The organism is Bradyrhizobium sp. MI1.10 (assembly GCF_055811035.1).
This window is the reverse complement of the sequence record NZ_JBVVPN010000005.1, coordinates 66,276-91,531: the sequence shown is the minus strand read 5'-3', so window position 1 is coordinate 91,531 and position 25,256 is coordinate 66,276. Positions and strand designations below refer to the sequence as shown.

At 64.9% G+C, this 25,256-nt stretch carries 20 protein-coding genes; 18 read left to right on the top strand and 2 right to left on the bottom strand.

Features of this window, described 5'->3' with window-relative positions; translation table 11 throughout:
- Nucleotides 1-47 precede the first annotated feature (47 nt).
- The 7 genes from AC0L3K_RS07485 (at nucleotide 48) to AC0L3K_RS07455 (ending at nucleotide 10,941) form a co-directional block, all read left to right on the top strand.
- Nucleotides 48-2,405, top strand: coding sequence for a TonB-dependent receptor (locus tag AC0L3K_RS07485; protein WP_473365705.1), 2,358 nt, complete (start codon nucleotides 48-50; stop codon nucleotides 2,403-2,405).
- 11 nt (nucleotides 2,406-2,416) lie between these two features.
- Nucleotides 2,417-3,844, top strand: a complete 1,428-nt coding sequence (locus AC0L3K_RS07480) for a PepSY domain-containing protein (protein WP_473365704.1) — start codon at nucleotides 2,417-2,419, stop codon at nucleotides 3,842-3,844.
- Between the two features lie 460 nt (nucleotides 3,845-4,304).
- On the top strand, nucleotides 4,305-6,314 hold the full coding sequence (locus tag AC0L3K_RS07475) for a hydantoinase/oxoprolinase family protein (RefSeq protein WP_473365703.1): 2,010 nt from the start codon (nucleotides 4,305-4,307) through the stop codon (nucleotides 6,312-6,314).
- Nucleotides 6,311-7,891: a hydantoinase B/oxoprolinase family protein gene (locus AC0L3K_RS07470; RefSeq protein WP_007593125.1), complete on the top strand. Its 1,581-nt coding sequence runs from the start codon at nucleotides 6,311-6,313 to the stop codon at nucleotides 7,889-7,891. Before AC0L3K_RS07475 ends, AC0L3K_RS07470 begins: the two co-directional genes overlap by 4 nt.
- A 10-nt stretch (nucleotides 7,892-7,901) precedes the next feature.
- Entirely contained in the window at nucleotides 7,902-9,197 is a 1,296-nt protein-coding gene (locus tag AC0L3K_RS07465; protein WP_473365702.1) for a class-III pyridoxal-phosphate-dependent aminotransferase, read from the top strand.
- Between the two features lie 137 nt (nucleotides 9,198-9,334).
- A complete protein-coding gene (locus AC0L3K_RS07460) occupies nucleotides 9,335-10,267 on the top strand; it encodes an N-carbamoyl-D-amino-acid hydrolase (RefSeq protein ID WP_007593122.1) in 933 nt (310 codons plus the stop codon).
- Nucleotides 10,268-10,272: 5 nt separating this feature from the next.
- Nucleotides 10,273-10,941 carry a flavin reductase family protein gene (locus AC0L3K_RS07455; protein ID WP_473365701.1) on the top strand — a complete coding sequence of 223 codons (669 nt, stop codon included), beginning with the start codon at nucleotides 10,273-10,275 and terminating at the stop codon, nucleotides 10,939-10,941.
- On the opposite strand, the gene AC0L3K_RS07450 is transcribed toward AC0L3K_RS07455, so the two are convergent.
- The gene (locus tag AC0L3K_RS07450) at nucleotides 10,938-11,600 is read right to left on the bottom strand and encodes an aspartate/glutamate racemase family protein (RefSeq protein WP_473365700.1); all 663 of its coding nucleotides are present in this window, start codon (nucleotides 11,598-11,600) and stop codon (nucleotides 10,938-10,940) included. The genes AC0L3K_RS07455 and AC0L3K_RS07450 overlap by 4 nt on opposite strands.
- Nucleotides 11,601-11,656: 56 nt before the next feature.
- Here AC0L3K_RS07450 and hydA point away from each other — a divergent pair, with 56 nt between their 5' ends.
- Genes hydA through AC0L3K_RS07430 form a run of 4 tightly spaced genes read left to right on the top strand, consistent with a single transcriptional unit; the run spans nucleotide 11,657 to nucleotide 16,301 of the window.
- Nucleotides 11,657-13,126, top strand: a complete 1,470-nt coding sequence (gene hydA / locus AC0L3K_RS07445) for a dihydropyrimidinase (RefSeq protein WP_473365699.1) — start codon at nucleotides 11,657-11,659, stop codon at nucleotides 13,124-13,126.
- A 16-nt stretch (nucleotides 13,127-13,142) separates the two neighbouring features.
- The gene (locus tag AC0L3K_RS07440; RefSeq protein WP_473365698.1) at nucleotides 13,143-14,117 is read left to right on the top strand and encodes an NAD-dependent epimerase/dehydratase family protein; all 975 of its coding nucleotides are present in this window, start codon (nucleotides 13,143-13,145) and stop codon (nucleotides 14,115-14,117) included.
- A 1-nt stretch (nucleotide 14,118) separates the two neighbouring features.
- On the top strand, nucleotides 14,119-14,868 hold the full coding sequence (locus AC0L3K_RS07435; RefSeq protein ID WP_473365697.1) for an SDR family oxidoreductase: 750 nt from the start codon (nucleotides 14,119-14,121) through the stop codon (nucleotides 14,866-14,868).
- On the top strand, nucleotides 14,865-16,301 hold the full coding sequence (locus tag AC0L3K_RS07430) for an NAD(P)-binding domain-containing protein (protein WP_473365696.1): 1,437 nt from the start codon (nucleotides 14,865-14,867) through the stop codon (nucleotides 16,299-16,301). The genes AC0L3K_RS07435 and AC0L3K_RS07430 overlap by 4 nt, the downstream gene beginning before the upstream one ends.
- Here the strand turns inward: AC0L3K_RS07430 and AC0L3K_RS07425 are convergent.
- Nucleotides 16,264-16,482 (bottom strand): hypothetical protein, encoded by a 219-nt coding sequence (locus AC0L3K_RS07425; protein WP_473365750.1) that lies wholly within the window; start codon nucleotides 16,480-16,482, stop codon nucleotides 16,264-16,266. The two genes, AC0L3K_RS07430 and AC0L3K_RS07425, sit on opposite strands and share 38 nt — an antisense overlap.
- Between AC0L3K_RS07425 and AC0L3K_RS07420 the strand changes: the two genes are divergently transcribed.
- From AC0L3K_RS07420 to AC0L3K_RS07390, 7 genes are all read left to right on the top strand, one after another.
- A complete protein-coding gene (locus AC0L3K_RS07420; RefSeq protein WP_473365695.1) occupies nucleotides 16,421-18,040 on the top strand; it encodes an ABC transporter substrate-binding protein in 1,620 nt (539 codons plus the stop codon). The two genes, AC0L3K_RS07425 and AC0L3K_RS07420, sit on opposite strands and share 62 nt — an antisense overlap.
- Nucleotides 18,041-18,081: 41 nt before the next feature.
- Nucleotides 18,082-19,116, top strand: a complete 1,035-nt coding sequence (locus tag AC0L3K_RS07415; protein WP_473365694.1) for an ABC transporter permease — start codon at nucleotides 18,082-18,084, stop codon at nucleotides 19,114-19,116.
- On the top strand, nucleotides 19,113-19,961 hold the full coding sequence (locus AC0L3K_RS07410) for an ABC transporter permease (RefSeq protein ID WP_007608569.1): 849 nt from the start codon (nucleotides 19,113-19,115) through the stop codon (nucleotides 19,959-19,961). The genes AC0L3K_RS07415 and AC0L3K_RS07410 overlap by 4 nt, the downstream gene beginning before the upstream one ends.
- Nucleotides 19,958-21,628 carry a nickel ABC transporter ATP-binding protein NikE gene (gene nikE, locus AC0L3K_RS07405; RefSeq protein ID WP_473365693.1) on the top strand — a complete coding sequence of 557 codons (1,671 nt, stop codon included), beginning with the start codon at nucleotides 19,958-19,960 and terminating at the stop codon, nucleotides 21,626-21,628. The genes AC0L3K_RS07410 and nikE overlap by 4 nt, the downstream gene beginning before the upstream one ends.
- A gap of 141 nt (nucleotides 21,629-21,769) precedes the next feature.
- Nucleotides 21,770-23,371 (top strand): ABC transporter substrate-binding protein, encoded by a 1,602-nt coding sequence (locus AC0L3K_RS07400; RefSeq protein ID WP_219681063.1) that lies wholly within the window; start codon nucleotides 21,770-21,772, stop codon nucleotides 23,369-23,371.
- Nucleotides 23,372-23,388: 17 nt separating this feature from the next.
- Nucleotides 23,389-24,330 (top strand): ABC transporter permease, encoded by a 942-nt coding sequence (locus tag AC0L3K_RS07395; RefSeq protein ID WP_007593093.1) that lies wholly within the window; start codon nucleotides 23,389-23,391, stop codon nucleotides 24,328-24,330.
- The gene (locus AC0L3K_RS07390) at nucleotides 24,327-25,250 is read left to right on the top strand and encodes an ABC transporter permease (RefSeq protein ID WP_007593091.1); all 924 of its coding nucleotides are present in this window, start codon (nucleotides 24,327-24,329) and stop codon (nucleotides 25,248-25,250) included. Before AC0L3K_RS07395 ends, AC0L3K_RS07390 begins: the two co-directional genes overlap by 4 nt.
- Nucleotides 25,251-25,256 lie beyond the last annotated feature (6 nt).

Here is a 25,256-nt window from a genome sequence, read left to right as displayed (position 1 = left end):
TTGGTTCGCTGTGACGTGCCACCGACGTCATACCGAGGTCCAAGACCGTGTCTCCTGTTCGCATTGTACGACCGCGTGCGTTCCTGCTCGCATCCGCCGCGCTCACATCCCTTGCCGCGCTTGATCCTCCCGGCGCACTGGCGCAGCAGGCCCGCGAACCTCTGCCGCCGGTCGAGGTGACGCCGGCCCAATCCCGCAAGCAGGCCAGGCCGGCCGGCCGAGAAGCGCAGGGCCCACGCCGCGCAGCTGCGCGCCGGCCGGCGGCTGCATCTGTAGCGCCCAAGCCCGTCGTGCCGACCGCGGCAGCACAGACGCCGCTCAACACCAATGCAGTCGCCGAAAGCGCCTCTCGCCTCGGCCTGACCGTGCGCGAAACGCCCGCGACCGTGGAGGTGATCTCGGCCGCAACCATGCGCGAGCAGGGCTACCGCACCGTGTCCGACGTCGCGCAGGGAGCGGTTGGCGTCACAGCCGGCGACAATCCGGCCGAGCCTTCGGCTTTCTCGATGCGCGGTTTCACCAACAGCCAAATCAACACGCTCTACAACGGCATCAAGATCGGTCCGCAGAACATGACCTCGCGGATCACCGACACGGCCAATCTGGAAGCTGTCGAATTCCTGAAGGGTCCGGCGTCACTGATGTCGGGCGAGGGCGCCGCCGGCGGCGCGATCAACTTCGTCACCAAGCAGCCGCACACCGGTCCGATCCGGAACGAGGCGGATTTCTCCTGGGATTCGCTGAACTCGTTCCGCGCGCATTACGGCTCGGGCGGCAGCACCAATGTGCAGGGGCTGGACTACCGTTTCGACGTCAGCCGTTCCTCGCTCAACGGCTTTGCCGACGACACCAACACGAAGACGCTCGATGTGTCGGGCCAGCTCAACTATCGCATCTCCGATAGCCTCAAGGTCTGGGGCGCGATCGAGTACCGCGAGGATCGCTCGAAAGCCTATTGGGGCGCGCCGCTGGTGCCGATTGCCTTCAGCGGCTCGCATGCGACGACGGGGATCGTGTCCGGCAATTACGTCTCGAACTACAACAAAACCAATCTCGGTGCGGTCACGATCGATGACCGCACCTTCAACACCAACTACAACGTCCTCGACAACAGGAACGTCGCGCAGGAGGTTTGGTTGCGCGGCGGTTTCGAGCTGAAGCTCGCGCCAGACCTGACGCTGAAGAGTCAGGCCTATGGCTACGGCGCGGAGCGCACGTGGTTCAACAATGAGGTCGAGGCGTTCAATTCCGGCACCAACATGGTGGATCGCGAGCGTTTCTACGTCGCGCACAGCCAACGCTTGGTCGGCAACGTCACCGACTTGATCTGGGATGCGAATATCGCCGGCTTTGACAACCGTTTGGTCACGACGCTGTCCTCAAGCTACCTTGATTTCGTGAGGCCGGGCGCCGCAAATTTCCCTGGCGATTCCGTTCCGCTGGTCGATCCGCCTCGCGGCTACTACGGCCTGCTCACTATTCAGCAGCAGACTGCGCGCATCGATAATGAGGCGCTGTCATTCGAGGACCGGCTGAAGCTCACGCGCAGCTTCGCGCTGGTTGGCGGCCTGCGCGTCGAGCATATCGGGCTCGACCGTAATTCGACCGACAAGTTCGGTCTGGAGAAGGCGAACTTCCCGTTCTCGCAATCCTGGGCGCCGACCACGGGCCGTATCGGCTACACGTGGGAAGCGGTTCCGGGCCTGACCTTCTTCAGCCAATATGCGACCGGCGCCGACATCGCGGCCAACAACATCTTCCTGCTCAATCCGACCGATCCGCTCAACCTGACCACCGCGCGCACCTACGAGACTGGTGTCAAGCACCTGTTCTGGGACAACCGGGCGGAGTGGTCGTTCTCGGCCTACGACATCCTGCGCAAGAACGTCTATGCCGCGGCAGGCGGCATGCAGCTCAACCTGGCCGGACGGCAGGAGTCGAAGGGCGTCGAGCTGGCCGCCTCGGTGCGTCCGATCGAGCCTCTGCGTCTCTGGGGCAACATCGCCTATGTCGATGCGCGCTACGCCGACTACAATTTTGTCGGCGGCTCGTTCTCCGGCAACACGCCGCCGAACGTGCCACGCGTCGTCGCCAATGCCGGCGCGTCATACCGGTTCTTCACGCCCTGGGCGGTCGAGTTCGGTATCACCGGCCGCCATGTCGGCGACCGCTACAACACCGATGCCAACACCGTGACGCTGAAGGCCTACACTGTTGCGGACGTCTACGCTTTCGTCGACATCCCCAAGACCGTGTTCAACGCCGTCGAGCAGGCCCGCCTGACCTTCCGGGTGCGCAACATCGCCGACAAGCGTTACGCGATCTGGGGCGATCCATTCTATCCCGACCAGATCCTGCTGGGCGCGCCGCGCACCTACGAGATCTCGGCCGCGTTCAAATGGTAGGACGCTGATCGATGATGCGCGCGATCGTCCTGCTGCATCGATGGCTCGGGATCGCGTTCTGCCTGCTGTTCGCGATGTGGTTCGCGACGGGAATCGTGATGCACTTCGTTCCGTTTCCGTCCCTGACGGAAGCGGAACGCTTTGCCGGGCTCGTGCCGTTGGCTAGCGCGGAGACGGGGCTTGCGGTCGCCGATGCCGTTGCCGCGAGCGGGATTGCGGATGCGACGCGCGTTCGCCTGATCCAGCGCAGTGATGGACCGGTCTATGTCGTCGCGGGGCCATCCCGCGCAAACGCAGTCCGCGCCTCCGATGGGGCCGACGCGTCGGTCAAATCTTTCGACGCCGCGCTGGCCATCGCGCGAGATCACGCCCGCAGCCGTGGGCTCGATGCCGCGCGGGCCGCGATCGTTGCACGCTCGGACTATGACCAATGGAGCGTGCCGAACGGCTTTGACCGCCATCGGCCCTTGTTCCGGGTTGCCCTGGGCGACGCCGCCGCAACGGAGGTCTATGTCTCCTCGCTCACCGGCGAGATCGTCCTGGATACGACGCGCAGCGAGCGCGGATGGAATCTCGTCGGGTGCGTGCTGCACTGGATCTATCCAACGATCCTGCGAAGCAACTGGTCGCTGTGGGATCGCGTGGTCTGGACCTTGTCGCTGCTGGCCCTGATCGCAGCTTTGCTTGGCGCTGTGCTCGGGCTTGCGCGGATCAAACCTCGGGGCGGTCTGATCGGGTCGCCCTATCGTGGCTGGCATGCGCTGCATCATCTCATCGGCCTCGCGGCGATGGTCTTCGTGCTGAGCTGGATTTTCAGTGGCTGGCTCTCCATGGATCACGGACGGCTGTTCTCGCGTGGGCAATTGACCTCGACTGAATCCAGCGTGATGAACGCCCCACCGAACTGGACGGCGGCCCGATCGCTCGATCGCCAGCCCGTATCGCCGTCGGTCCACGAGATCGAATGGTTTGCCTTCAACGGCACACTCTATCGGCGGGATCGCACGGATCTTGCCGCGCAGACCTTGATCAAGGCAGGGGATGCGCCGCGCGACGGACCAACGGGATCTCTGGATGTCCACGAGGTCCAGGGGCTGACCGCGCGCCTCGCAGCCGGCTGCGGCGTACCGTCCGTACTTGCCGACAACGACAACTATCCCGCGCAGTCCACCGTCGCTGGCGCCCCGGTCTACCGCTCCTACTGCGGCGACCTCTGGTTCGACATCGACGGCGCCGACGGCAATTTGCTGCAAAGGCTGGATTCGTCGCGGCGGGCTTATCGCTGGTTCTACGGCGCGCTGCACACGTTGGACTTTCCGGTCCTGGTCGCGCATCCGTTGCTGCGCGACGGCTTGGTCGTCGGGCTCTGCGCCCTCGGCTTTCTGTTCTCCATCACGGGCATCGTCATCGGCTCGCGTCGCCTGGTCGCGAGGCGTTGAGTGGGCAAAACGACCGCTTACTGATCGTACAATAAAGAGAGGCTGAGGCGACTGCCATGCATAGCTCATAAGCAATCGTATGGTCCGTAGCGCCGGTCGACCGCCTGCAAATTAGACAGCCCTCGCGCGGCGCGTGGATTGCAGTGCAGCGGATGTGGTGTTTCGTCCGGGAAAACTCGTGGTGCGCTGCACTTAGCGCGCGTGGAACGATCCACACCGATATGCACTCCCTGCGGGCAGCGCTGCACTAAAATGTGCCTCGGCGGGCAGCGCCGGTTGCGTGCTGGTCCTGTGCGTTGCGACAACGCTGGCCCTATCCGAAGCCCATCGCTCTGTCGCACGCTCGCAAGCAGTGGCATGACAGGGGATGACGATGAGCGCTCTCGGTTTGCGATTGAACCTCGCGAAGGACGGGAAGCACCGGCGTCCGGTTCGAACGTCGTCCGCAGCTGACCCACGCATGAACACTGACGAAAATCACTGGGAGGTCGGCACCGATATCGGTGGCACCTTCACCGACATCATCGCGATCCGGCACTCCCCCGCGGAGGCGCGGATCGCGAAAGTGCCGTCGCGACCTCAAGCTCCGGTTCAGGCGATGCTGGAGGCAATCGAGGCGGTGGGCCTGCGCAAGAGCGAGGTCAAGCGCTTCGTCCACGGCACCACGCGCGTAACCAATGCCATCGTCGAAGGACGTTTGCCGAAAGTGGCGCTGGTGGCGACCGAAGGCTTTTCCGACGTGCTGGAGATCGCGCGCTATCGCCGCCGCGATCTCTATCGTCTCGACATTCCGCCAAAATCGCCGCCGCTGGTGCCGCCCGAACGATGTTTTGGCCTCGCCGAGCGCCTCGACCACGAGGGCCGGGTGCTGAAGGCGTTGGATGAAGCGGAGATCGAGCGCCTGGTGGCCTGGCTGAAGGGGACCGGCGTGCAGAGCGTCGCGGTCGCACTGCTTCACGCCTATGCCAATCCCGTCCACGAGAAAATGCTCGGCGAGCGGCTCAAGGGCGTCGTTGCCCACGTCTCGCTGTCGCACGAGGTCAATCCCGAGGCGCGCGAATACGAGCGGACCTCGGCGACCGTGTTCAACGCGGCCGCCATGCCGATCGCGGTGGAGTATCTCAGCGAACTGGAACTGCGACTGCCGATCGGTCCCGGCCTGCAGGTGTTTCATTCGGCCGGCGCCATGGTCCCGATCTCCGCCGTGAAGCGGCGGCCGCTGGTGATGGCGATGTCGGGCCCGGCGGCCGGCGTCTCCGCATCCGTCAGCATCGCGCGCCAGCTCGGCACATCGCGGATGCTGACGTTCGACATGGGCGGCACCACGACCGACGTCTGCCTGATCGTCGACGGCCAGGCCGAGATGACAGACGGCCGCATGCTCGGGGACAAGCCGCTGCGCCAGCCGATGCTTGCGGTTCACTCGATCGGCGCGGGCGGCGGCTCGATCGTGCGCAATGGTCCCGGCGGCCTGACCGTCGGACCGGAAAGCGCCGGCTCCGAGCCGGGACCGGCCTGCTACGGCCGCGGAGGTACCGAGCCGACCATCACCGACGCCAACGCCGTGCTCGGCTATCTCAATCCCGAAACCAGGCTTGGCGATCGGATCGGAATCAATATCAAGGCAGCCAGTGACGTCATCGCGCCGATCGCGCGCACTCTGGGGCTGAGCCTGACCGAAACCGCGCTCGGCATCATCAAGGTCGCGAACGCGACAATGGCGCGCGCGCTCCGCCGCGTCACCGTGGAGCGCGGCATCGACGGGCGCGACTGCACGCTGCTCGCCTTTGGCGGTGGTGGCCCGATGCATGCCGCGGGCTTGGCCGATCTCTACGGGATTGCCGAGGTCGTCGTTCCCAGCGCATCAAGTGCGTTTTCGGCGCTGGGCTGTCTCACCGCCGATTTCAGCTTCCTCCAGCAGCAAACCCTGCGGGCTGCGCTCGACGGCATCGACCTCGCCCGTGTGTCGGAGCGGATCGGGGTGCTGATTGACGATGCTTCGGCGCCGCTCATCGCCAACGGCGTGGCCGCGACCGAGATTCAGGTCGAGCTGGTGGCCTTGATGCGCTACGCCGCGCAGAACGACGCCATTCCGGTTCCGTTTGCGCGACCGCTCGACGTCATCACGCTGAAGAAGGATTTTCTGGCCCGGCACCACGAGCTGTTCGGCTATGCGACCGGCGAGAGCTGCGTCATCGAATCCGTGCGGGTGCAGGCGCGCCGTCCGTCGCGCACCGTCGTGAGCCGGCCGTCCGTCGCGGTGAGGGCGGTCTCCACCGGCGAGCGCATCTGCTCGTTCGACGGCTTTCACGACATCGCAACAAGCATCATCGACCGCGCCTCGTTGACCGAGATTGTCAGCGGTCCGGCCATCATTGAAGACGCATGGTCGACCGTGGTGGTCCCGCCCGGCTGGCAGGCGCGGCCCGACGTTTCAGGCAATCTGTTCCTGACGCGGGTGGCCCCATGAAGATCGATCCGTTCGTCGTCGAGGTCATCAGGCACGGGCTCTCGGCCGCGGCCGAGGAGATGAGCCTGGTGATGACGCGCTCGGCGCGCTCGCCGCTGCTGCGCGAGGCCGGCGACCTGTCGTCGGCGATCACGGACGGCCGGGGCGACCTGGTCGGGCAGGGCCGCGACATCCCGATCCATCTCGGCGCGATGGCCTATACGGTTCTCGAATTGTTGAAGGTGGTGCCGCGGGACAGCCTGAACGAAGGCGATGCACTGATCTACAATGTCGGCCCGCTCGGCGGCAATCATCTCAACGACGTCAAGGTCGTGCGCCCCGTCTTCGTCGACGGCGAGATCGTGGCGTTCGCGGTCAGCCTCGCGCATTGGCCCGATATCGGCGGCACCTGGCCCGGCAGCTATTTTGCGAAAGCGATCGACACCTTCCAGGAGGCGATGCGCATTCCGCCGGTTCTGATCGCCACGGCAGCGGGCGTCAATACGCCGATCGTGCAGCTGCTCAAGGCCAATGTTCGCGATCCCGAATCCTGCGAGGGCGATCTTCTCGCCCAGATCGCCGCAACGAAAGCCGGCGAGAAGCGCATCTTCGAGCTTTGCCGCGAGCACGGCAAGGCAGTCTTCACGGCGGCGCAGGCGCGCCTGCACGATCTCTCCGAAATCGAGATGCGCGAGGCGTTGCGCGATCTGCCGGATGGCGTCTACGAGGGCGAGGATTATCTGGACGACGGCGGCGTCAACGCCGCGCCTGCGCGCATTCATGTCAAGATCACCATTGCAGGTGACGAAGCGAGCTTCGATCTCTCGGGAAGCTGCGACCGCGTCTCGAATTTCTGCAACACCACGCCGTTCATGGCGCGCTCGGCGGTAGCCTATGCCGCGCGCATCATGAGCGGGCGCGACATGAACCAGAACGCGGGCGCGTTGCGGCCGCTGACCATCATCACGCGCCCGGGCTCGATCCTGGAGCCGGGGTGGAATGCCTCGGTTGCGGCCGGCAACCACGAGACCTCGATGCGCATCGTCGATGCGATCTTCCGCGCGATGCAGGATACCATTCCCGAGCGTCTGTCGGCCGGCGGGGCGACCACGGCGGGCGTCCTGTTTTTTGCCGAACCGCGGCAAAACGGTTCATGGAAGATGCTTTACGAGGTCCACGGCGGTGGCGAGGGCGCGCGGCATGATCGGGACGGCATCTCAGCGACGCGGGTGCATCTGTCCAACACCTCGAATACGCCGGTCGAGGTGATCGAGGCGAATTACGCGATCCAAGTCGAGCAGCAGGCCATTCGCAGGCATTCCGGCGGCGCGGGCGCCCATCGCGGCGGAGACGGAGTCGTGCGCACCTATCGTATCCTGGCGCCGTCGATGCATCTGACCACCTGCATCGAGCGCATGGTGATCGCGCCGTTCGGCATGCAGGGCGGCGAACCCGGCAAGCCCTGCCGCATCTCGCTGATCCGGCAGGGCGCGAACGTCGCGATCGACGGCAAGTCGAACCTGGTGCTGCAGCAAGGCGATCTCGTCAACATCGAGACCTGCGGCGGCGGTGGCTACGGCGCCGAGGCTGCGGAATGAAGGGATTGCAATGAGCAGATTGTTGCGAACCGGGCTGAATGCCGGCGACAGCGCGCCCATGGCCGTGGTCGGCGGCGAGGGCGTCTATTTTCATCTGTCGGATGGTCGCAAGCTCATCGACGGCAGCAACACCGGCGGCGGTCTCGGACATCGTCATCCCGCGATGGTGGAGGCGATCCGCCGCGCCGCGGATACGCCCGTCGTGAACGAGGGGTGGACCTGGGTCGGCCGCGAGCAGGCCGCTGACGATTTGATGGCCATCGCCTTCAAGGGCGAAGAGGATTGGGTCGGTGCGGTGCGCTTCTGCATCAGCGGCAGCGAGGCCAACGACATGGCGCTGTCACTTTGCCAGGCGCTGACGCAGCGGTCCGCGCTGGCAACGCGCGAACGCGCCTATCACGGCATTACAGGCCTGTCGCGCAGTATGACCGTGCAGCCGCAATGGCATGGCGGCCTCGCGGTGCACTCAGGCGGCTCGAAGCTGCCGGCGCCGATGGCGCCGGTGCGGATATTGCCGGCGCCGGATGGCGCGATCTATGGTGCGCCCGCCAACAATGTTCCCCCACGCGAATATCTGGCCGATGCCACGCGCCTGCTTTCGGACACGGCGGCGACGATCATCGACTACACGCAGGGCGGCATCTATTACGACGGCGCCTATCAGGACGAGGTGGCGCGGTGCGCGCGGCAGGTTGGCTCCTACTGGATCGCAGACGAAGTGGTGACCGGCGCAGGCCGCGCCGGGCGCTGGTTCGCGTTCCAGGGCGCCGAAAGCCGTCCTGACATCGTGACGCTCGGAAAATCGCTCGGCGGCGGCGCGGCAGCGGTTGCCGCGGTTGTGGTGTCGAAAGACATCGTCGAACGGCTCAAGGGCACGAGCTGGCAGAATTACGGCACGTTGCGCGGGCATCCCATCAGCATGGCCGCCGTCAGCGCTTATCTGAAGGTTGTGAGCGAGGACAAGATTTTGGAGCACGTGAGGGGCCTCGAAAAGCTGTTCACCCGCCGCCTGCTCGCCATCGCGCAGAAACATCCGAGCGTACAGCGCGTGGCCGGGCAGGGGCTGCACTGGACCGTGGAGCTGCACGGCCCGGACTGGCGCTCCTGGCACGCCGACACCACCGAGGTGCCGATCGCCTCGCGCGTCGCGGAGCGGGCCCTGGAGGCAGGCGCCGTGATCGGCACCAGCGGCGAGCAAACCTCGCTGTTCCTCGCGCCGCCACTCGTGATCTCCGAGCATGAGGCCGAGCAGCTTCTGGATGCACTGGACCACGGTCTCGATGTTGCGGATGAGGAGCAGACATGAGGGTGCATCGTGCAACGTACACCATGCCGATCGGCAGGCACCGGGTGGCAAGTCCGGGCGAAGCTGCGTTAAGCTGCCGCGCGCCGGCACGTGCTTGAAACTGTAGCTTAGCTTAAGACATCACCAGGAAATCGCTGATGCGTATTGTCAATGTTGCCGCTGCCCAGATGGGCCCGATCCAGAAAGCCGACAGCCGCGAGGCCGTGGTCAAGCGCATGATTGCGCTGATGGACGAAGCCAAAGCAAAAGGCGCCGACCTGATCGTCTATCCGGAACTGGCGCTCACGACCTTCTTCCCGCGCTGGTATGTGGAGGATCGGGCCGAGTTCGATAATTGGTTCGAGCGCGAGATGCCGAACGCTGCGACGAGGCCGTTGTTCGAGCGCGCGGCGCAGCACCAGATGGCGATGAATTTCGGCTATGCGGAGCTGACGCCTGATGGACATCACTTCAACACCGCTGTTCTCACCGACAAGTCGGGCAAGATCGTCGGCAAATATCGCAAGATCCATTTGCCCGGCCATGTGGAATACGACACCAAACGCTCGCACCAGCATCTGGAAAAGCGCTATTTCGAGCCGGGCGATCTCGGCTTCAACGTCTGGCGCGAGCTCGGCGGCATCATCGGCATGGCCATCTGCAACGACCGCCGCTGGCCCGAGACCTATCGCGTGATGGGCTTGCAGGGCGTCGAGATGGTGCTGATCGGCTACAACACGCCGTCCGTGAATGCGGAGAGGAGCGATGAGGGCGTCGAGAAACGCCTGTTCCACAATCGCCTCTCGGCGCAGGCCGGCGCCTATCAGAACGCGACCTGGGTCGTCGCGGTGGCCAAAGCCGGTAACGAGGACGGACACCCGCTGTTCGGCGGCAGTCTGATCGTCGATCCCAATGGCGAAATCGTCGCCGAAGCGAAGACGGAGGAGGACGAGCTGCTGGTCCACGCCTGCGACCTCGATGCCACCACCTTCGGCAAGACCACGATCTTCAATTTCGCACAGCACCGCCGCATCGAGCACTACGGCCTGATCACCAGCCGAACCGGCGCGGTGCCGCCGCCGGAGAAGTAACGTCGATGACTGGCCAGACCACATCGGGCATATTGTTACGCGAGCTCGATCCGCGCGATCGCTACAAGCTGCTTTGCGGCGTGGTGGTGCCGCGGCCGATCGCGCTGGTGACGACGCTCGATGCGAACGGGGCGGTCAACGCTGCGCCGTTCAGCTTCTTCAACGTGTTCTCGGAGAGTCCGGCGCTGATCGTGCTCGGGCTTCAACACAAGCCGGATCACAGCCCGAAGGACACCACCCGCAACATCCATCGCGACGGCGAGTTCGTCGTTCACATGGTTGATGAGGCGCTCTCCGCAGCGATGAATGACTGCGCGGTCGATTTCCCGTCCGGTGACAGCGAGGTCGCTGCGGCAGGGCTCGCGACCCTTCCCTCAATCGACGTGAAGGTGCCGCGCCTCGCTGCGGCACCCTTTGCGCTCGAATGCCGGCGCCATGTCGCGTTAAATTTTTCGCCCGATCGCGAACTGCTGGTCGGCGAAGTGCTCCGGGTTCACCCCCGCGAGGGCCTCGTCAACGAGGCCAACATGTATGTCGACCTCGACGCCTACCGCCCGATCGGCCGCATGTTCGGCAATCTCTATACGACGCAGCGGGACACGTTTGCGCTTGTCCGCGAGAGCCACGCGCAATGGCTCGCGCGGCAGGACGCCAAAGAGCTGAAGGACGCCTAGTGATTCGAGAATTGCACCGTACCCAGCGCCATGGTGACGGCCGCCTGTGTCGGGTCGATCACGGCAATGCCGAGCGCGTCTTCCAGCGGGCGGCGGTGCCGCGCCATCCCGGCGCAGCCCATCACGATGGCGCGGGCGCCGTCCACGTCGCGCAGCGCGCGGCCGATTTCGATCATCTTGGCCAGCGTGCCTTCGCCCGAGGCGGTTTCCGCGACGCTCATGTTGAGCGGCCGCTCGCCGGCGAGGCGTTCGGTCAGTCCCATCTGCCTGAGATAGCGCATGTGACGTGGGATCGAGCGCTGGGCGATCGCGATGACGCCAAAGGTTTCGGCGCGAGCCAGTGCGGTCAGCACGCCGCACTCTGCGATGCCGAACACGGGGCGATCGGTGCCTTCGCGGCAGACCTGAAGCCCGGGATCGCTGTAACAGGCGATGACAAAGGCAGCCGAGCTGTTGTCGCCCTCGACCAGCCGGCGCAGCGGCATGGCGACGCCATCGACATCGGCCTGGCTTTCAATGCCGAACGGACCTTCGGCCAGCGTCTGACAGACCAGTTCGGGGCCGCCCTCGAAGCCGAGCGGCTTCAGCGCATCCTCCAGCCCCTGCGTGACGATAGGGTTGGAGTTTGGATTGATGACGAGGATGCGCGGTCGGGACATGCTGGTTTTCCTGCAAAATGTCGATCACTTGGCTTGAGCCTATCATGGAGTGCCTCATGACTGAACCCGCTTACGACCTGATCATTCGCGGTGGGCGCGTCGCGACGACAACCGACGTCTTTGAAGCCGACGTCGCCATCTCCGGCGAGACCATCGCCGCGATCGGGCGTGGGCTTGCGTCCGCGAAGCGCGAGATCGACGCGCGCGGGAAGCTCGTTCTACCCGGTGGCGTCGATAGCCACGCCCATATCGAGCAGTTGTCCGCTGCCGGCATCATGAACGCCGACACCTTCGAGAGCGCGACCGTCTCGGCCGCTTTTGGCGGCACCACCACGGTGATCCCGTTTGCCGCCCAGCATGTCGGCATGAAGCTGCCGCAGGTGGTGGAGGATTATCACGCGCTGGCGAAGAAGGGCGCCGTGATCGACTACGCCTTTCACATGATCATCGCGGATGCGACCAAGGAAACCGTCGAGGAGCACATTCCGGCGCTGGTGAAGCAGGGCCATGCCTCGATCAAGATTTTCATGACCTATGACCGGCTCAAGGTCGACGACGAGCCGTTGCTGGACATCCTTCTTGCCGCGCGCCAGTCCGGCGCGATGCTGTGCGCCCATGCCGAAAATCACGGCATCATCGCCTGGATGGTGAAGCGCCTGCTCGCGCGCGGCTACACGATGCCGAAATATCATGCCGTCAGCCACGCCCGGGTGTCGGAGGCGGAAGCCTTCACCCGGCTGATTGGCATGGCGGCGCTGATCGACCAGCCGATCATGATCTTTCATGTCTCGACCGCCGAGGGCGCCAAGGTGATCCGCGATTCGCGCGGGCAGGGATTGAAGGTGTTTGCGGAGACCTGTCCGCAATATCTGTTCCTGACCGCTGCCGATCTCGACAAGCCCGGGGCCGAAGGCGCCAAGTGGATGTGCAGCCCTCCGCCGCGCACGCATGCCGACCAGGAGGCGCTGTGGCAGGCGCTGTCGCTTGGCGATCTCCAGACCATCTCGTCAGATCACGCGCCCTATCGTTACGACGAGACGGGCAAGCTGCGTGCCGGTCCCAATCCGAACTTCAAGCAGGTCGCTAACGGCCTGCCGGGACTGGAACTGCGCTTGCCGTTGCTGTTCGACGCGATGGTGTCGAAAGGACGGCTGGGCCTAGAAAAGTTCGTCGAGCTGACGGCGACCGCGCCGGCCAAGATCTACAATCTGCATCCGCGCAAGGGCTCGATCGCGGTCGGCGCCGATGCCGATATCGCGATCTGGGATCCCAATCGCGAGACCGTGATCGCCGACGAGATGATGCATGATCTCGCCGGCTACACGCCGTTTGCGGGACGGAAGCTGAAGGGCTGGCCAGTGAGCGTGCTGTCGCGTGGCCGGGTGATCATCGACGGCAACAAGTGCCTCGCGAGCGCCGGCAGCGGCCAGTTCCTGGCACGGAGCGGCGGCGAGGCGGCAAAGCCCACCGGCCGGCTTGTCGCCGACATGGATCCGGAGCGGAATTTCGGAGCGAAGCTGCTGTGATGGTGGATCGCGCGCGATGAAGATCGTCATCTTCGGCGGCACGGGGTTTGTCGGCCTCAATGTTGCGGAGGCGCTGCTTGCGCGCGGGCATGACGTCACCCTGTATGACCGTGCAGAGTTGCCGTCATCCGCGCGGCGGTCTCTTGCCGACTACGGCGCACGGCTCAAAGCCGTGCAGGGCGATATCACCGACGCAGATGCCATCGATGCCCTCATCGCCGAAGGCGTTGATGCAATCGTGCTCGGCGCGGCGATCACGGCCGGTGATGAGCTCGAGAGAGCGTCGACCGCGCGCGTTCTCGAGATCAACGTGATGGCGCAGATTCCGATCCTGCTCTCCGCGATCCGTCATGGCGTGCGCCGGGTCGTCAATCTCTCCTCGGCATCGGCCTATGGCGCCGCGGGCGCGAGGGTCGAGAGTCTCGACGAGGAAACGCCTTGCGATCCGGTCTCGCTCTACGCCATCAGCAAGTTCACCTCGGAGCGATCGGTCGCGCGTCATGCCGAGCTCTTCGGCGGCGATTTCCTGAGCGTACGCCTGAGCGCCCTGTTCGGACCGTGGGAGCGACCGAGCTCCGTGCGCGACACGCCAAGCCTCCAGTTCCAGATCTTGGCGGCATTCGCGCGCGGCGAGCCGGCGATCATGCCTGAACTGGGCATGAGGGACTGGATCTACGCGCCGGATGCGGCCGAGGCCGTCGTACTGCTGATCGAAGCCGAGCGGCCCCGCCATCGGCTCTACAACATCTCCCGCGGAGGGCTTTGGCCTGCGCTGCAATGGGGCGAGGCCTTTGCGGCGTTGCATCCCGGCCTGGAGTGCCGCCTCGCAGCGCCCGGCGAGAATACTGCCATCAAGCTCCACGGGCCCTATCGCGCGCCGCTGTCGGTGACGCGGATGGCGGAGGAATTTGGCTGGCGGGCGAGGTTCGGCTGCGCCGAGTCGGCGGCCGCGATGAGCGCCTGGTTGACGCAGCACAAGGAGTGGATCTGAGATGCGGCTGCAGGGGCGCACGGCCATCATCACGGGAGCGGGTTCAGGTATCGGCCGCGCCAGTGCAAAGCTGTTTGCAGAGGAGGGCGCGCAGCTCGCTCTGGTCGATCGCGATGCCGCCGGCCTTCAGGAGACCCTGAGCCTGGTGGGTGAGGCCATAACGCATGTTGGCGATGTCGGCGATGCCGGTTTCGCCGAAGCCGTTGTAAACGACGTCGTGGCACGGCACGGCCGCCTCGACATTCTCATGACCGCCGCTGGCTTCTCCTGTGGCGGCACCGTGTTGACAACGGACCCCGCCGATTGGGATGCGGTGTTCCGCACCAATGTCGGCGGCACCTGGCTGTGGGCACGGGCGGCTATACCGCAGATGCAACGGCAGAAGGGCGGTTCTATCATCACGCTGGCATCGCAGCTTGCGATTGCCGGCGGCAAGGGCAACAGCGCCTATATCGCCGCCAAGGGCGCGATCGTCAGCCTGACGCGGACGATGGCGGTGGATTTTGCGACGGACGGCATTCGCGTCAACGCGATTGCGCCCGGTGCGATCGACACGCCGATGCTTCGCCGCAGCTTTGCCCGTCACGCCAATGCGGACGAGGTGCGCGATGGCTCCCGCAATCGCCACGCCATGAAGCGGTTCGGCCAAGCCGAGGAGATCGCGCAGAGCGCGCTGCACCTCGCAAGCGATGCGTCCTCGTTTACGACCGGTACCGTGATGGTGGTCGACGGGGGCTGGCTCGCGGCATGAGTGATGCGCTGACAGAGCTCGAGATGAACGTTCGCGCCGATCTCGCGCGGATCGCGCATCCCGGTGCCGCCTGGCTCGAACCGAAAACGGGACCGGACGGCAAGCCGGCGCTGGATGTGCTCGTGATCGGCGCCGGCCAATCCGGCATCGCCATCGGCTTCGGCCTGATGCGCTCCCGTGTCAGCAACATTCTGCTGCTGGACAAGGCCGAGGAGGGGATGGAAGGCCCGTGGCTCACCTATGCCCGCATGCCGACGCTGCGCAGCCCAAAGGATTATACCGGTCCTGACCTCGATATCCCGAGCCTGACCTATCAGTCTTGGCATGAGGCCCGCTTCGGCAAGGAGAGCTGGCAGACATTCGACCTGATCCCGCGCGGGCACTGGGCTGAGTATCTGCTCTGGCTACGGCGCACGATCGGCCTGCCCGTGCGCAACGGCTGCGAGCTCCTGGAAATCCGGCCGGCCGCAGACGGGTTGCTGGCCGCACGTGTGAAGCGTGCCGACGGCGTCGAGACGCTCCATGCGCGCAAGATCGTGCTGGCGACGGGGCAGGAGGGGATGGGAAACTGGATGATCCCCGAGCCGCTGCGCGAACTGCCGGCCGGCTCGGTCGCAACCGTCGCCGACGACATCAATTTCGAAAAGCTTCGCGGCAAGCGCGTCGCCGTGATCGGCGCCGGCGCATCTGCCTTCGACAACGCGGCAACCGCGCTGGAGGCCGGCGCGGCGGAGGTGCATCTGCTGTGTCGCAGGGCGCAGATCCAGCTGATCCAGCCCTATCGCTGGCTGACCTTTCGCGGCTTCCTCCGGCATCTCAGCGATCTCGACGATGCCTGGCGCTGGCGCTTCATGCGCACCATCCTCGAGATGCGCGAAGGCTTTCCGCAGGCGACTTACGATCGCTGCGCAAATCACGCCAATTTCACATTGCACGAGGGCGCGCCGCTTGAGGCCGCACGCGAGACCGGCAAGGGTATTGAGTTGCAAACGCCGCGCGGCGCCATACCTGCGGATTTCGTCATCTGCGGCACCGGCATCGACATGGATTTTGCCGGCCGTGGCGAGCTGCGCGCATTTGCCGGCAATATCGCAACCTGGGCGGAGCGCTACCAGCCCCCGGAGACCGAGCGCAACGCGCGGCTCGGCCGCTTTCCCTATCTCGCCGACGATTACGCCTTCACCGAGCGCGTCGCGGGCGAGACGCCGTGGATCTCGAACATCCATCTCTTCGCCATCGCCTCCACCATGAGTTTTGGCCCGTCGGGATCGTCGATCAACGCGATGACGACCGCGGTGCCGAAGCTGGTGAATGGCCTGACGCGCGGCCTGTTCCGCGCCGATGTCGAACGGCACTGGGCCTCGCTTCGCGCCTATGACGTGCCGCAGGCCGTGGTCACGCGGCCAGCGCGAAAAATGGAAGAATCGCGATGATCGTCCATGCGCCGCCGCGACAAAGCGTCCACAACAGCGCATCATGAGACTGGCGCGCAACTTGCTTCTTTCTTAACCTGTCCTGCTGGCGTTCCTGTCCAAAATTTTGGGGAAAACGAATGCGTTTTGTGTCTTTCAGATCGGCATCCTCCGTGCTCGCCACCACCGCGTTGTTGCTCATCGCCACCGCGCCCTCGCAAGCGCAAACCAGGGCCGAGACGTTGCGCTATGTCACCGGCGCATCCGTCAACACGCTCGATCCCAACATCCCGGGCTCGACGCGCGAATCCTTCGCGCTGAGCATGAGCACCTACGACCGCCTGGTGGCGTTCGGCCGCAAGCAGCTCAACGGCAAATGGGTGTTCGATCTCGACAAGATCACCGGCGAGCTCGCCGAATCCTACGACGTCAGCCCGGATGGACTGAAGCTGACGTTCCGTCTGCGCAAGGATGCCAAGTTCCAGGACGGCTCGCCCGTGACCGCCGAGGACGTGAAATGGTCTCTCGATCGCTGCGTCACCGCGCCGATCCTTGGCAAGGCACAGTTGCTGACGGGATCGCTGACGTCGGCCGACCAGTTCAAGGTGATCGATCCCCTCACGATCGAAGTGACGCTGCCGAAGCCCGACAAGCTCGCGCTGCCGAATCTCGCGACGGTCTACCCGCTGATCATCAACTCGAAGGTCGCCAAGGAGCACGCGACCCCAGAAGATCCCTGGGCCACCGCTTGGCTGAAGGAGCACACTGCCGGCAGCGGTGCCTATGTGATCGAGAGCTTCAAGCCCGGCGAGCAGGTGATCATCAAGCGCAACGAGGACTGGAACCGCGGCTCGCCCAACAAGCCGGCCTTCTTCAAGCGCGTGATCGTGCAGTCCGTGCCGGAGCCCGCGACCCGCGCCAATCTTGTCGAGCGCGGCGACGCCGACCTCGTCGTCGATCTCCAGGCCAGCGACGTGCAATCGCTCGAGGCCAAGGGCAAGCTCAAGGTGATCTCGACGCCGCAATACAATTCGATCACCTTCGTCTCGATGAACAACCAGATCCCGCCTTTCGACAACGTCAACGTCCGCCGCGCCATCGCTTTCGCGCTGCCTTATGAGGATATGTTCAAGGCTGCCCTGTTCGGTCGCGGCGCGCCGCTGTTCGGTGCGACATGGCCGGATGGCAAGCCCCTGAACGGGATCTATCCGTTCCAGGCGCCGGTGAAGACCGATCTCGACAAAGCGAGGGAATATCTGAAGGCCGCGGGACTCCCGGAGGGTTTTTCAACCACCTTCAGCTTCAACGTCGGCCAGGCCTCGACCGCGGAGCCGATGGCGGCCCTCGTGAAGGAATCGCTTGCCAAGATCGGGATCAAGGTCGACATCCAGAAGCTGCCGGATGCGCAGATGTCGACGCAGATCAACGAGAAGAAGCTGCCCCTGTTCACGGAAGGCATCGTCGCCTGGCTGCCCTCGACCGATTACTTCTACCGCAACTTCTACACCGGCAATCAGCGCTGGAACTACAGCTCGATCAACAATCCGGAACTGGCGACGATCGCGCAGGAAGCGCGCTTCGAGCCCGACAAGGCCAAGTACGAGGAGGATGGCCGCAAGCTCAACGCGATCCATTTCAGCGAGATGCCGCAGATCCCGCTGTGGCAGCCCAATCAGGACGCCGTAATGGCGGCCTCGATCGAGGGCTATACCTACGAGTTCCATCGTCAGGTCGACTATCGCGACGTCAGCCGCAAGTAATTTGACTGAAAAGTGATGTCCGCAAACGGAGGCTCTGAAAGGTGATGACCGGTCTTGGTGCGACGGTGGCGCGGGCGGGGAGGCGGCTTTTGTCGTCGCTGCCGGCGTTGTTCGGCGTGCTGGTCTTCACCTTTCTCCTGATGCGGGTCCTCCCCGGAGATCCCGCGGTGTTCTTCGCCTCCGGGCCCAATGCCGGCAAGGAGGAGATCGAGCAGATCCGCAAGCAGATGGGGCTCGACAAGTCGGTGCCGGAGCAGCTCGTGTTCTATCTGTCCGATATCGGCCGCGGCAATCTCGGCCGCTCCATGATGACGGGACAGCCGGTCCTGAAGGATCTGCGCGAACGGCTGCCGGCCTCGCTGGAGTTGACCTTCACGGCGCTCCTGATCGCGCTGATCGCGGCGGTGCCACTCGGCGTGGTCGCAGCCCTGAAACCGGGGTCGGCCGTCGATCACGGCGTGCGGCTGTTCTGTGCGCTCGGCGTCTGCGTGCCGACCTTCGTGTCGGGCCTGCTGCTGATCTATGTGTTCTACTATCTGCTAGGTCTTGCGCCTGACCCGACCGGGCGGATCGACGTCTTCACCTCGCCGCCGCCGCAGCGCACCGGATTCCTGTCGATCGATTTCCTGCTCGCGGGAGACATCGAGGGCTGGTGGGCGGCCTGCAAGCAGCTGATCCTGCCTGCGCTGAGCATGGCCCTGTTCGTGATCGCGCCGCTGGCGCGGATCACGCGTGCCTCGATGCTGGTCTCGCTCGGCAGCGATTTCGTGCGCACGGCGCGCTCGGTCGGATTGTCCTGGCAGAAGGTCGTTGTCACCTATGCGCTGCGTAATGCGATCCTGCCCGTCATCACCATTGCCGGCATCGTGTTCTCGACCATGCTTGGCGCCAATGTCCTGGTGGAGAAGGTGTTCTCCTGGCCGGGCGTTGCCTCCTACGCGCTCGACGCGCTGCTATCGTCCGACTATGCGCCGGTGCAGGGTTTCGTCCTGCTGATGGCTGGCATCTTCGTGCTGGTCAATCTCGTCGTCGACATCTGCTACGGTATCGCCGATCCCAGGGTGTCGATCGGATGACCAGCGCAACCCTCCGCCATTCGGTCTGGATTTTGCGCGGCAACCCGCTGACCGGTGTCGCCGCGGCGGGTGTCCTGCTGTTTGTCCTGGTCGCGATCTTCGGACCGTGGCTGGTGCCCTATGATCCCGTCGTCTCCAATGTCTCGGAGGCCCTGCAACCGCCGAGCGCGGCGCATCTTGCCGGCACCGACCAGCTCGGGCGCGACGTGTTCAGCCGCCTCGTCGTTGCGGCACGCCTCGACCTTGCCATCGCGGTCTCGGCGGTCGGCATCTCCTTCGTGATCGGCGCCGTCGTCGGCTCTTTCTGCGGCTATGCCGGCGGCAGGCTCGACCGTTCGGTCGGCCGCTTCGTCGACGTCATGATGGCCTTTCCGCTGTTCGTTCTGGCCATGGCGATGGTTGCGGCGCTCGGCAACCGGATCGAGAACATTGTGATTGCGACCGCGATCATCAATCTGCCGTTCTACATCCGCTTCGCGCGCGCCGAGGTCAACGTCCGGCGCAATGTCGGCTGGGTGGAGGCGGCGCGTTCCTGTGGCGAGAGCCATTTCTCGGTGGTGCTGCGCTTCCTGCTGCCGAACATCCTGCCGGCGATGGCGGTGCAGATCTCGCTCAACCTCGGCTGGGCGATCCTGAACGCCGCCGGCTTGTCCTTCATTGGCCTTGGCGTCAAGCCGCCGACACCGGAATGGGGCATCATGGTCGCGGAGGGCGCCCGCTTCATCTCGACGGGGCGGTGGTGGCTGGTGGCCTTTCCGGGCCTCGCGTTGATGATGGCCGTGCTGTGCTTCAACCTCCTCGGTGACGGGATGCGGGACATTCTCGATCCGCGCATGCGCACATGAGCGAGGACTTGCTCGGGATCGACGATCTCCACGTTTCGTTCTCGACGCGGCGCGGAATGGTCGAGGCCGTGCGCGGCGTGACGCTCAAGGTCGAGGCCGGCGAGATGCTTGGCCTCGTCGGCGAAAGCGGATCGGGCAAGTCGGTCACCGGTTTTGCCACGACGCGACTGCTCGATGCAGCCGGGCGCGTCACCGGCGGAAAAATCCTGTTTCGCGGCCAGGACGTGACAAAACTCAGGGGCGACGATCTCCGGCAGCTCCAGGGCGCCGCGATGTCGATGATCTTCCAGAACCCGCGGGCGGCGCTCAACCCGATCCGCGCGATCGGCCTGCAGATCGCGGACGCGATCCTCACGCACAAGCGGATATCGAAGGACGCTGCGCGTGCCGAAGCGCTGGAGCTGTTGCGCGCCGTCCAGATCCGCGACCCCGAGACGCGGATGAACGCCTATCCGCACGAGCTCTCCGGCGGCATGTGCCAGCGCGTGATGATCGCGATCGCGATCTCCTGCAATCCCGCGCTCTTGATCGCCGATGAGCCGACGACCGGGCTCGACGTCACCACGCAGAAGGTGGTGATGGACCTTTTGGCGGAGATTGCCGCCGCGCGCGGCATGGCGACGATCCTGATCACGCACGATCTCGGGTTAGCGGCGCGATATTGTCGCCGTATCGCGGTGATGGAGCGCGGCCGTATCGTCGAAGAGGCTAGCCCCAGGACGCTGTTCGGCGCACCGCAGCACGCCTATACCCGGCGTCTGGTGGCGGCGTCGCCGACCGCGACCTCCGGGATCGCGGACCTCGTAACGGAAGAGGAGCGGGAAGCCTACGCGGCTGTCGTCAGCAGGCCCAGGCAGGAGCCCGTTCACGGGACTCCGCCGCTGCTGGAGGTGCGCAAGCTCGCAAAACGCTTCGACGAGGGCGCTGCGGCGGTGGCGGACTTCTCGATGACGATGGCCGGCGGTGAGAGCGTCGGTCTCGTGGGCGAATCCGGCTCCGGCAAGAGCACGACGTCGCGCATGATCTGCCGCCTGATCGATCCGAGCGAGGGCGAGATCGTGTTCGACGGGCAGTCGATCGGCCATGTGGCATCGCGCGACTTTCACCGCTCGCGCTTCCGCAAGGACATCCAGATGGTGTTCCAGGACCCGAACGAGAGCCTGAATCCGCGCTTCACCGCCTTCGATTGCATTGCCCATCCGCTGATGCGGCTCGATCGTATGCGTGGGGGCGATGCGCTGCGCAAGCGGGTGGAGGATTGCGCCGAGCGTGTGGGGCTGCAGCTGGATCTGTTGCCGCGCTTTCCGCATCAGCTCTCCGGCGGCCAGAAGGCGCGCGTCGGCATCGCGCGCGCCATCGCCTGCCGGCCGCGGCTCCTGGTGCTGGACGAGCCGACCGCCGCGCTCGACGTATCCGTTCAGGCGGTGGTACTGCAACTGCTCGATCGTCTCAGGCGCGAGAACGACATCGCGCTGCTGTTCGTCAGCCACGATCTCAACGTGGTGCGCATGCTTTGCGATCGCACTATCGTGCTGCGCAATGGCGGCATCGTGGAGCAGGGCGAGAGCCGGGCGCTGTTCGACAATCCCAAGACCGACTACACGCGCAAGCTCGTCGAGGCGATTCCGCATATCGAGACCGGGCCAGTGCTGGCGGCTGCGCTTTGAGGTCTCGCCCGGCCCAAATGGTGCGGATATCCCGCTGGCGAAGGTCCGGTTAGTGGCATACCATTTGCACGCCAATGAGCTCTGGTTTCACCTGTTCTTGGCCAACGATGGCCGGCATCACGGCACTATTGGGAGGATTTCATGGATCGCAGGACCGTATTGAAGGGACTGGCCGGCGCGGGCGGTCTGGCATTGAGCGGCCTCTCGGCCCCGGCGATCGCACAAGGCGCCTCCGCGCGCACCCTGCGCTTCGTGCCGCAGGCAAACCTCGCCAATTTCGACCCGATCTGGGGCACGCAATATGTCGTGCGCAATGCCGCCGCGCTGGTCTGGGATACGCTCTACGGCGTCGATTCCGCGCTCCAGCCGCAGCGGCAGATGGTCGAGTCCGAGGAAGTGACCGACGACGGCACCACCTGGACGTTCAAATTGCGGCCGGGCCTCAAATTCCACGACGGCGAGCCGGTGCGGAGCAAGGACGTCGTTGCGAGTCTCACCCGCTGGGCGGCGCGCGATCCGATGGGGCTGATGCTCAAGGCACTGCAGCAGGAACTCACTGCTGTCGACGATCGCACTTTCAAATGGGTGCTGAAGCAGCCGTTCCCGAAGATGCTGTATGCGCTTGGCAAGAACAACTCGCCCTGCGCCTTCATCATGCCGGAGCGCATCGCGCAGACCGACCCGTTCAAGCAGATCGGCGATTATGTCGGCTCGGGGCCGATGAAGTTTGCCAAGGGCGAGTGGGTCCCCGGCGCGAAAGCCGTGTTCGAGAAGTTTGCCGACTATGTACCGCGGCAGGAGAAGGCGTCGTGGCTCGCCGGCGGCAAGCAGATGCTGCTCGACCGCGTCGAATGGATCGTGATGCCGGATCCGGCGACCGCCGCGGCCGCGTTGCAAAACGGCGAGATCGACTGGTGGGAGAACCCCATCGCCGATCTCGTCCCGGTCCTCAAGAACAACAAGAACATCAGCGTCGACATCGGCGATCCGCTCGGCAATGTCGGCTCGTTCCGCATGAACTTCCTGTATCCGCCCTTCAACGACGTGCGGGCGCGGCGCGCAGTGCTGATGGCGATGAGCCAGGAAGACTATATGCGCGCGCTCGTCGGTGACGACAATTCGCTGTGGAAGTCGCTGCCCGGCTTCTTCACACCGGATACGCCGCTCTACACCGAGGCGGGCGGCGAGGTCCTCAAGGGCAAGCGCGATCTTGACGCTGCCAAGAAGCTGCTCGCCGAGAGCGGTTATTCCGGCCAGCCGGTGACCTGCCTGGTGGCGCAGGACCAGCCGATCACCAAGGCGTTCGGCGATGTGACCGCCGATCTCTTGAAGAAGCTCGGCATGAATGTCGACTTCGTCGCGACCGATTGGGGCACGGTCGGCTCGCGTCGCGCGCAAAAGACGCCGCCCGGACAGGGCGGCTGGAACATGTTCCACACCTGGCATGCGGGTTCGGACTGCATCAATCCGGCGCCCTATACCGCCATTCGCGCCAACGGCGACAAGGCCTGGTTCGGCTGGCCGAACAGCCCCGGCACGGAAAAGGAGGTCACGTCCTGGTTCGAGGCCAAGGGCCTCGACGAGGAGAAGGCCGCGGTCGCTCGTCTCAACAAGGTCGCGCTCGAGGACGTCGTCTACGCGCCGACCGGCTTCTTCCTCAGCTACACGGCCTGGCGCAAGAACGTCTCCGGCATCACAAAGGGGCCGCTGCCGTTCTTCTGGGGCGTGTCGAAATCCGCATGACCTTGCGCTGAAGCCAGATGCTATCCTACATCCTCCGGCGTATCGCCTCGACCTTGCCAGTGATGGCCATCGTCGCGCTGTTCGTGTTCAGCCTGCTCTACATCGCGCCGGGAGATCCCGCCGTGGTGATCGCAGGCGATCAGGCAAGTCCGGAGGATGTGGAGCGTATCCGTCAGAGCCTCGGCCTCGATCGACCCTTCCTGATCCAGTTCGGCAGTTGGGTCTGGCGCATTCTGCATGGCGATCTCGGCACCTCGATCTTCACCAATTTGCCGGTCTCGACCATGATAGGGCAGCGCCTCGGGCCGACGCTGTCGCTGATGATGGTCACGCTCCTGCTCACGATCGTGGTCGCGGTGCCGCTCGGCGTGCTGGCGGCCTGGAAGGCGGGAAGCCTGATCGACCGGGCCATCATGGCCTTTGCCGTGTTCGGCTTCTCCCTGCCGGTCTTCGTCGTCGGCTATGTCCTCGCCTACGTCTTCGCGCTGGAGCTCGAATGGCTTCCGGTGCAAGGCTATACGCCGCTCGCCCAGGGCGTCTGGCCCTGGCTGCAAAACCTGATCCTGCCGGCGATCGCGCTCGGCTGTGTCTACATCGCGCTGATCGCCCGTATCACGCGCGCCACCATGCTCGAAGTATTGCAGCAGGATTATATCCGCACCGCGCGCGCCAAGGGCCTCGGACAGGGCGGCATCCTGTTCGTCCACGCGCTGAAGAACGCGGCGGTGCCGATCGTCACGGTGATCGGCATCGGCATCGCGCTGCTGATCGGCGGCGCGGTCGTCACGGAAAGCGTTTTCGCGATTCCCGGCCTCGGCCGGCTCACGATCGACGCGATCCTGCGCCGCGATTATCCCGTAATCCAGGGCATCGTGCTGCTGTTCAGCTTCGTCTACGTCCTCGTCAATCTGATGATCGACGTCATTTATACGCTCGTTGACCCGAGGATCCGCTATTGACCGATACGACCGTCAATCCGCAAGCGCTGCCGGCGGGCTTCGTCCTCGCGCCGCAACTGCCTGAGATCCTCCGGCCGGTTACGATCCGGCGCGGCTTCGTCGGGCTGCTGCGCGGCCATCCCACCGTTGCCATTGGCGGCACGTTGCTGCTGTTGCTCGTCCTGATCGCGATCTTTGCGCCTTATCTTGGAACGGTGGATCCGACCGCACTTGCGCCGGCCAAGCGGACCCGCGCACCGTCGGCGCTTTACTGGTTTGGCACCGACGTTCTCGGCCGTGACATCTATTCACGCGTGCTATTCGGCGCGCGGGTCTCGCTCACGGTCGGCTTGTCCGTTGCGATCTTCGCCTCCGCGGCCGGTCTCGCCATCGGCATCGTCTCCGGCTTCATCCGCTGGGCCGACGGCATCTTGATGCGCTTCATGGACGGCCTGATGTCGATCCCGCCGATCCTGCTGGCGATCGCGCTGATGGCGCTGACACGCGGCAGCGTCGGCAACGTCATTCTCGCGATCACCGTCGCCGAAATCCCGCGCGTCTCCCGCCTCGTGCGCAGCGTCGTGCTCTCGCTGCGCGAGCAGCCCTACGTGGATGCGGCAGTGGCCTGCGGCACGCGCACACCGATGATCATCCTGCGCCATATCCTGCCCAACACGCTGGCGCCGATGCTGATCCAGGCGACTTACATTTGTGCCAGCGCGATGATCACCGAGGCGATCCTGTCCTTCATCGGCGCTGGTACGCCGCCGACCATTCCGTCCTGGGGCAACATCATGGCCGAGGGGCGGGCGCTGTGGCAGGTCAAACCCTACATCGTGTTCTTTCCGGCGGCCTTCCTGTCCGTCACCGTGCTTGCCGTGAACCTGCTCGGCGACGGCCTTCGCGATGCGCTCGATCCGCGCATGGCCAAGAGCCTCTGATGTCAA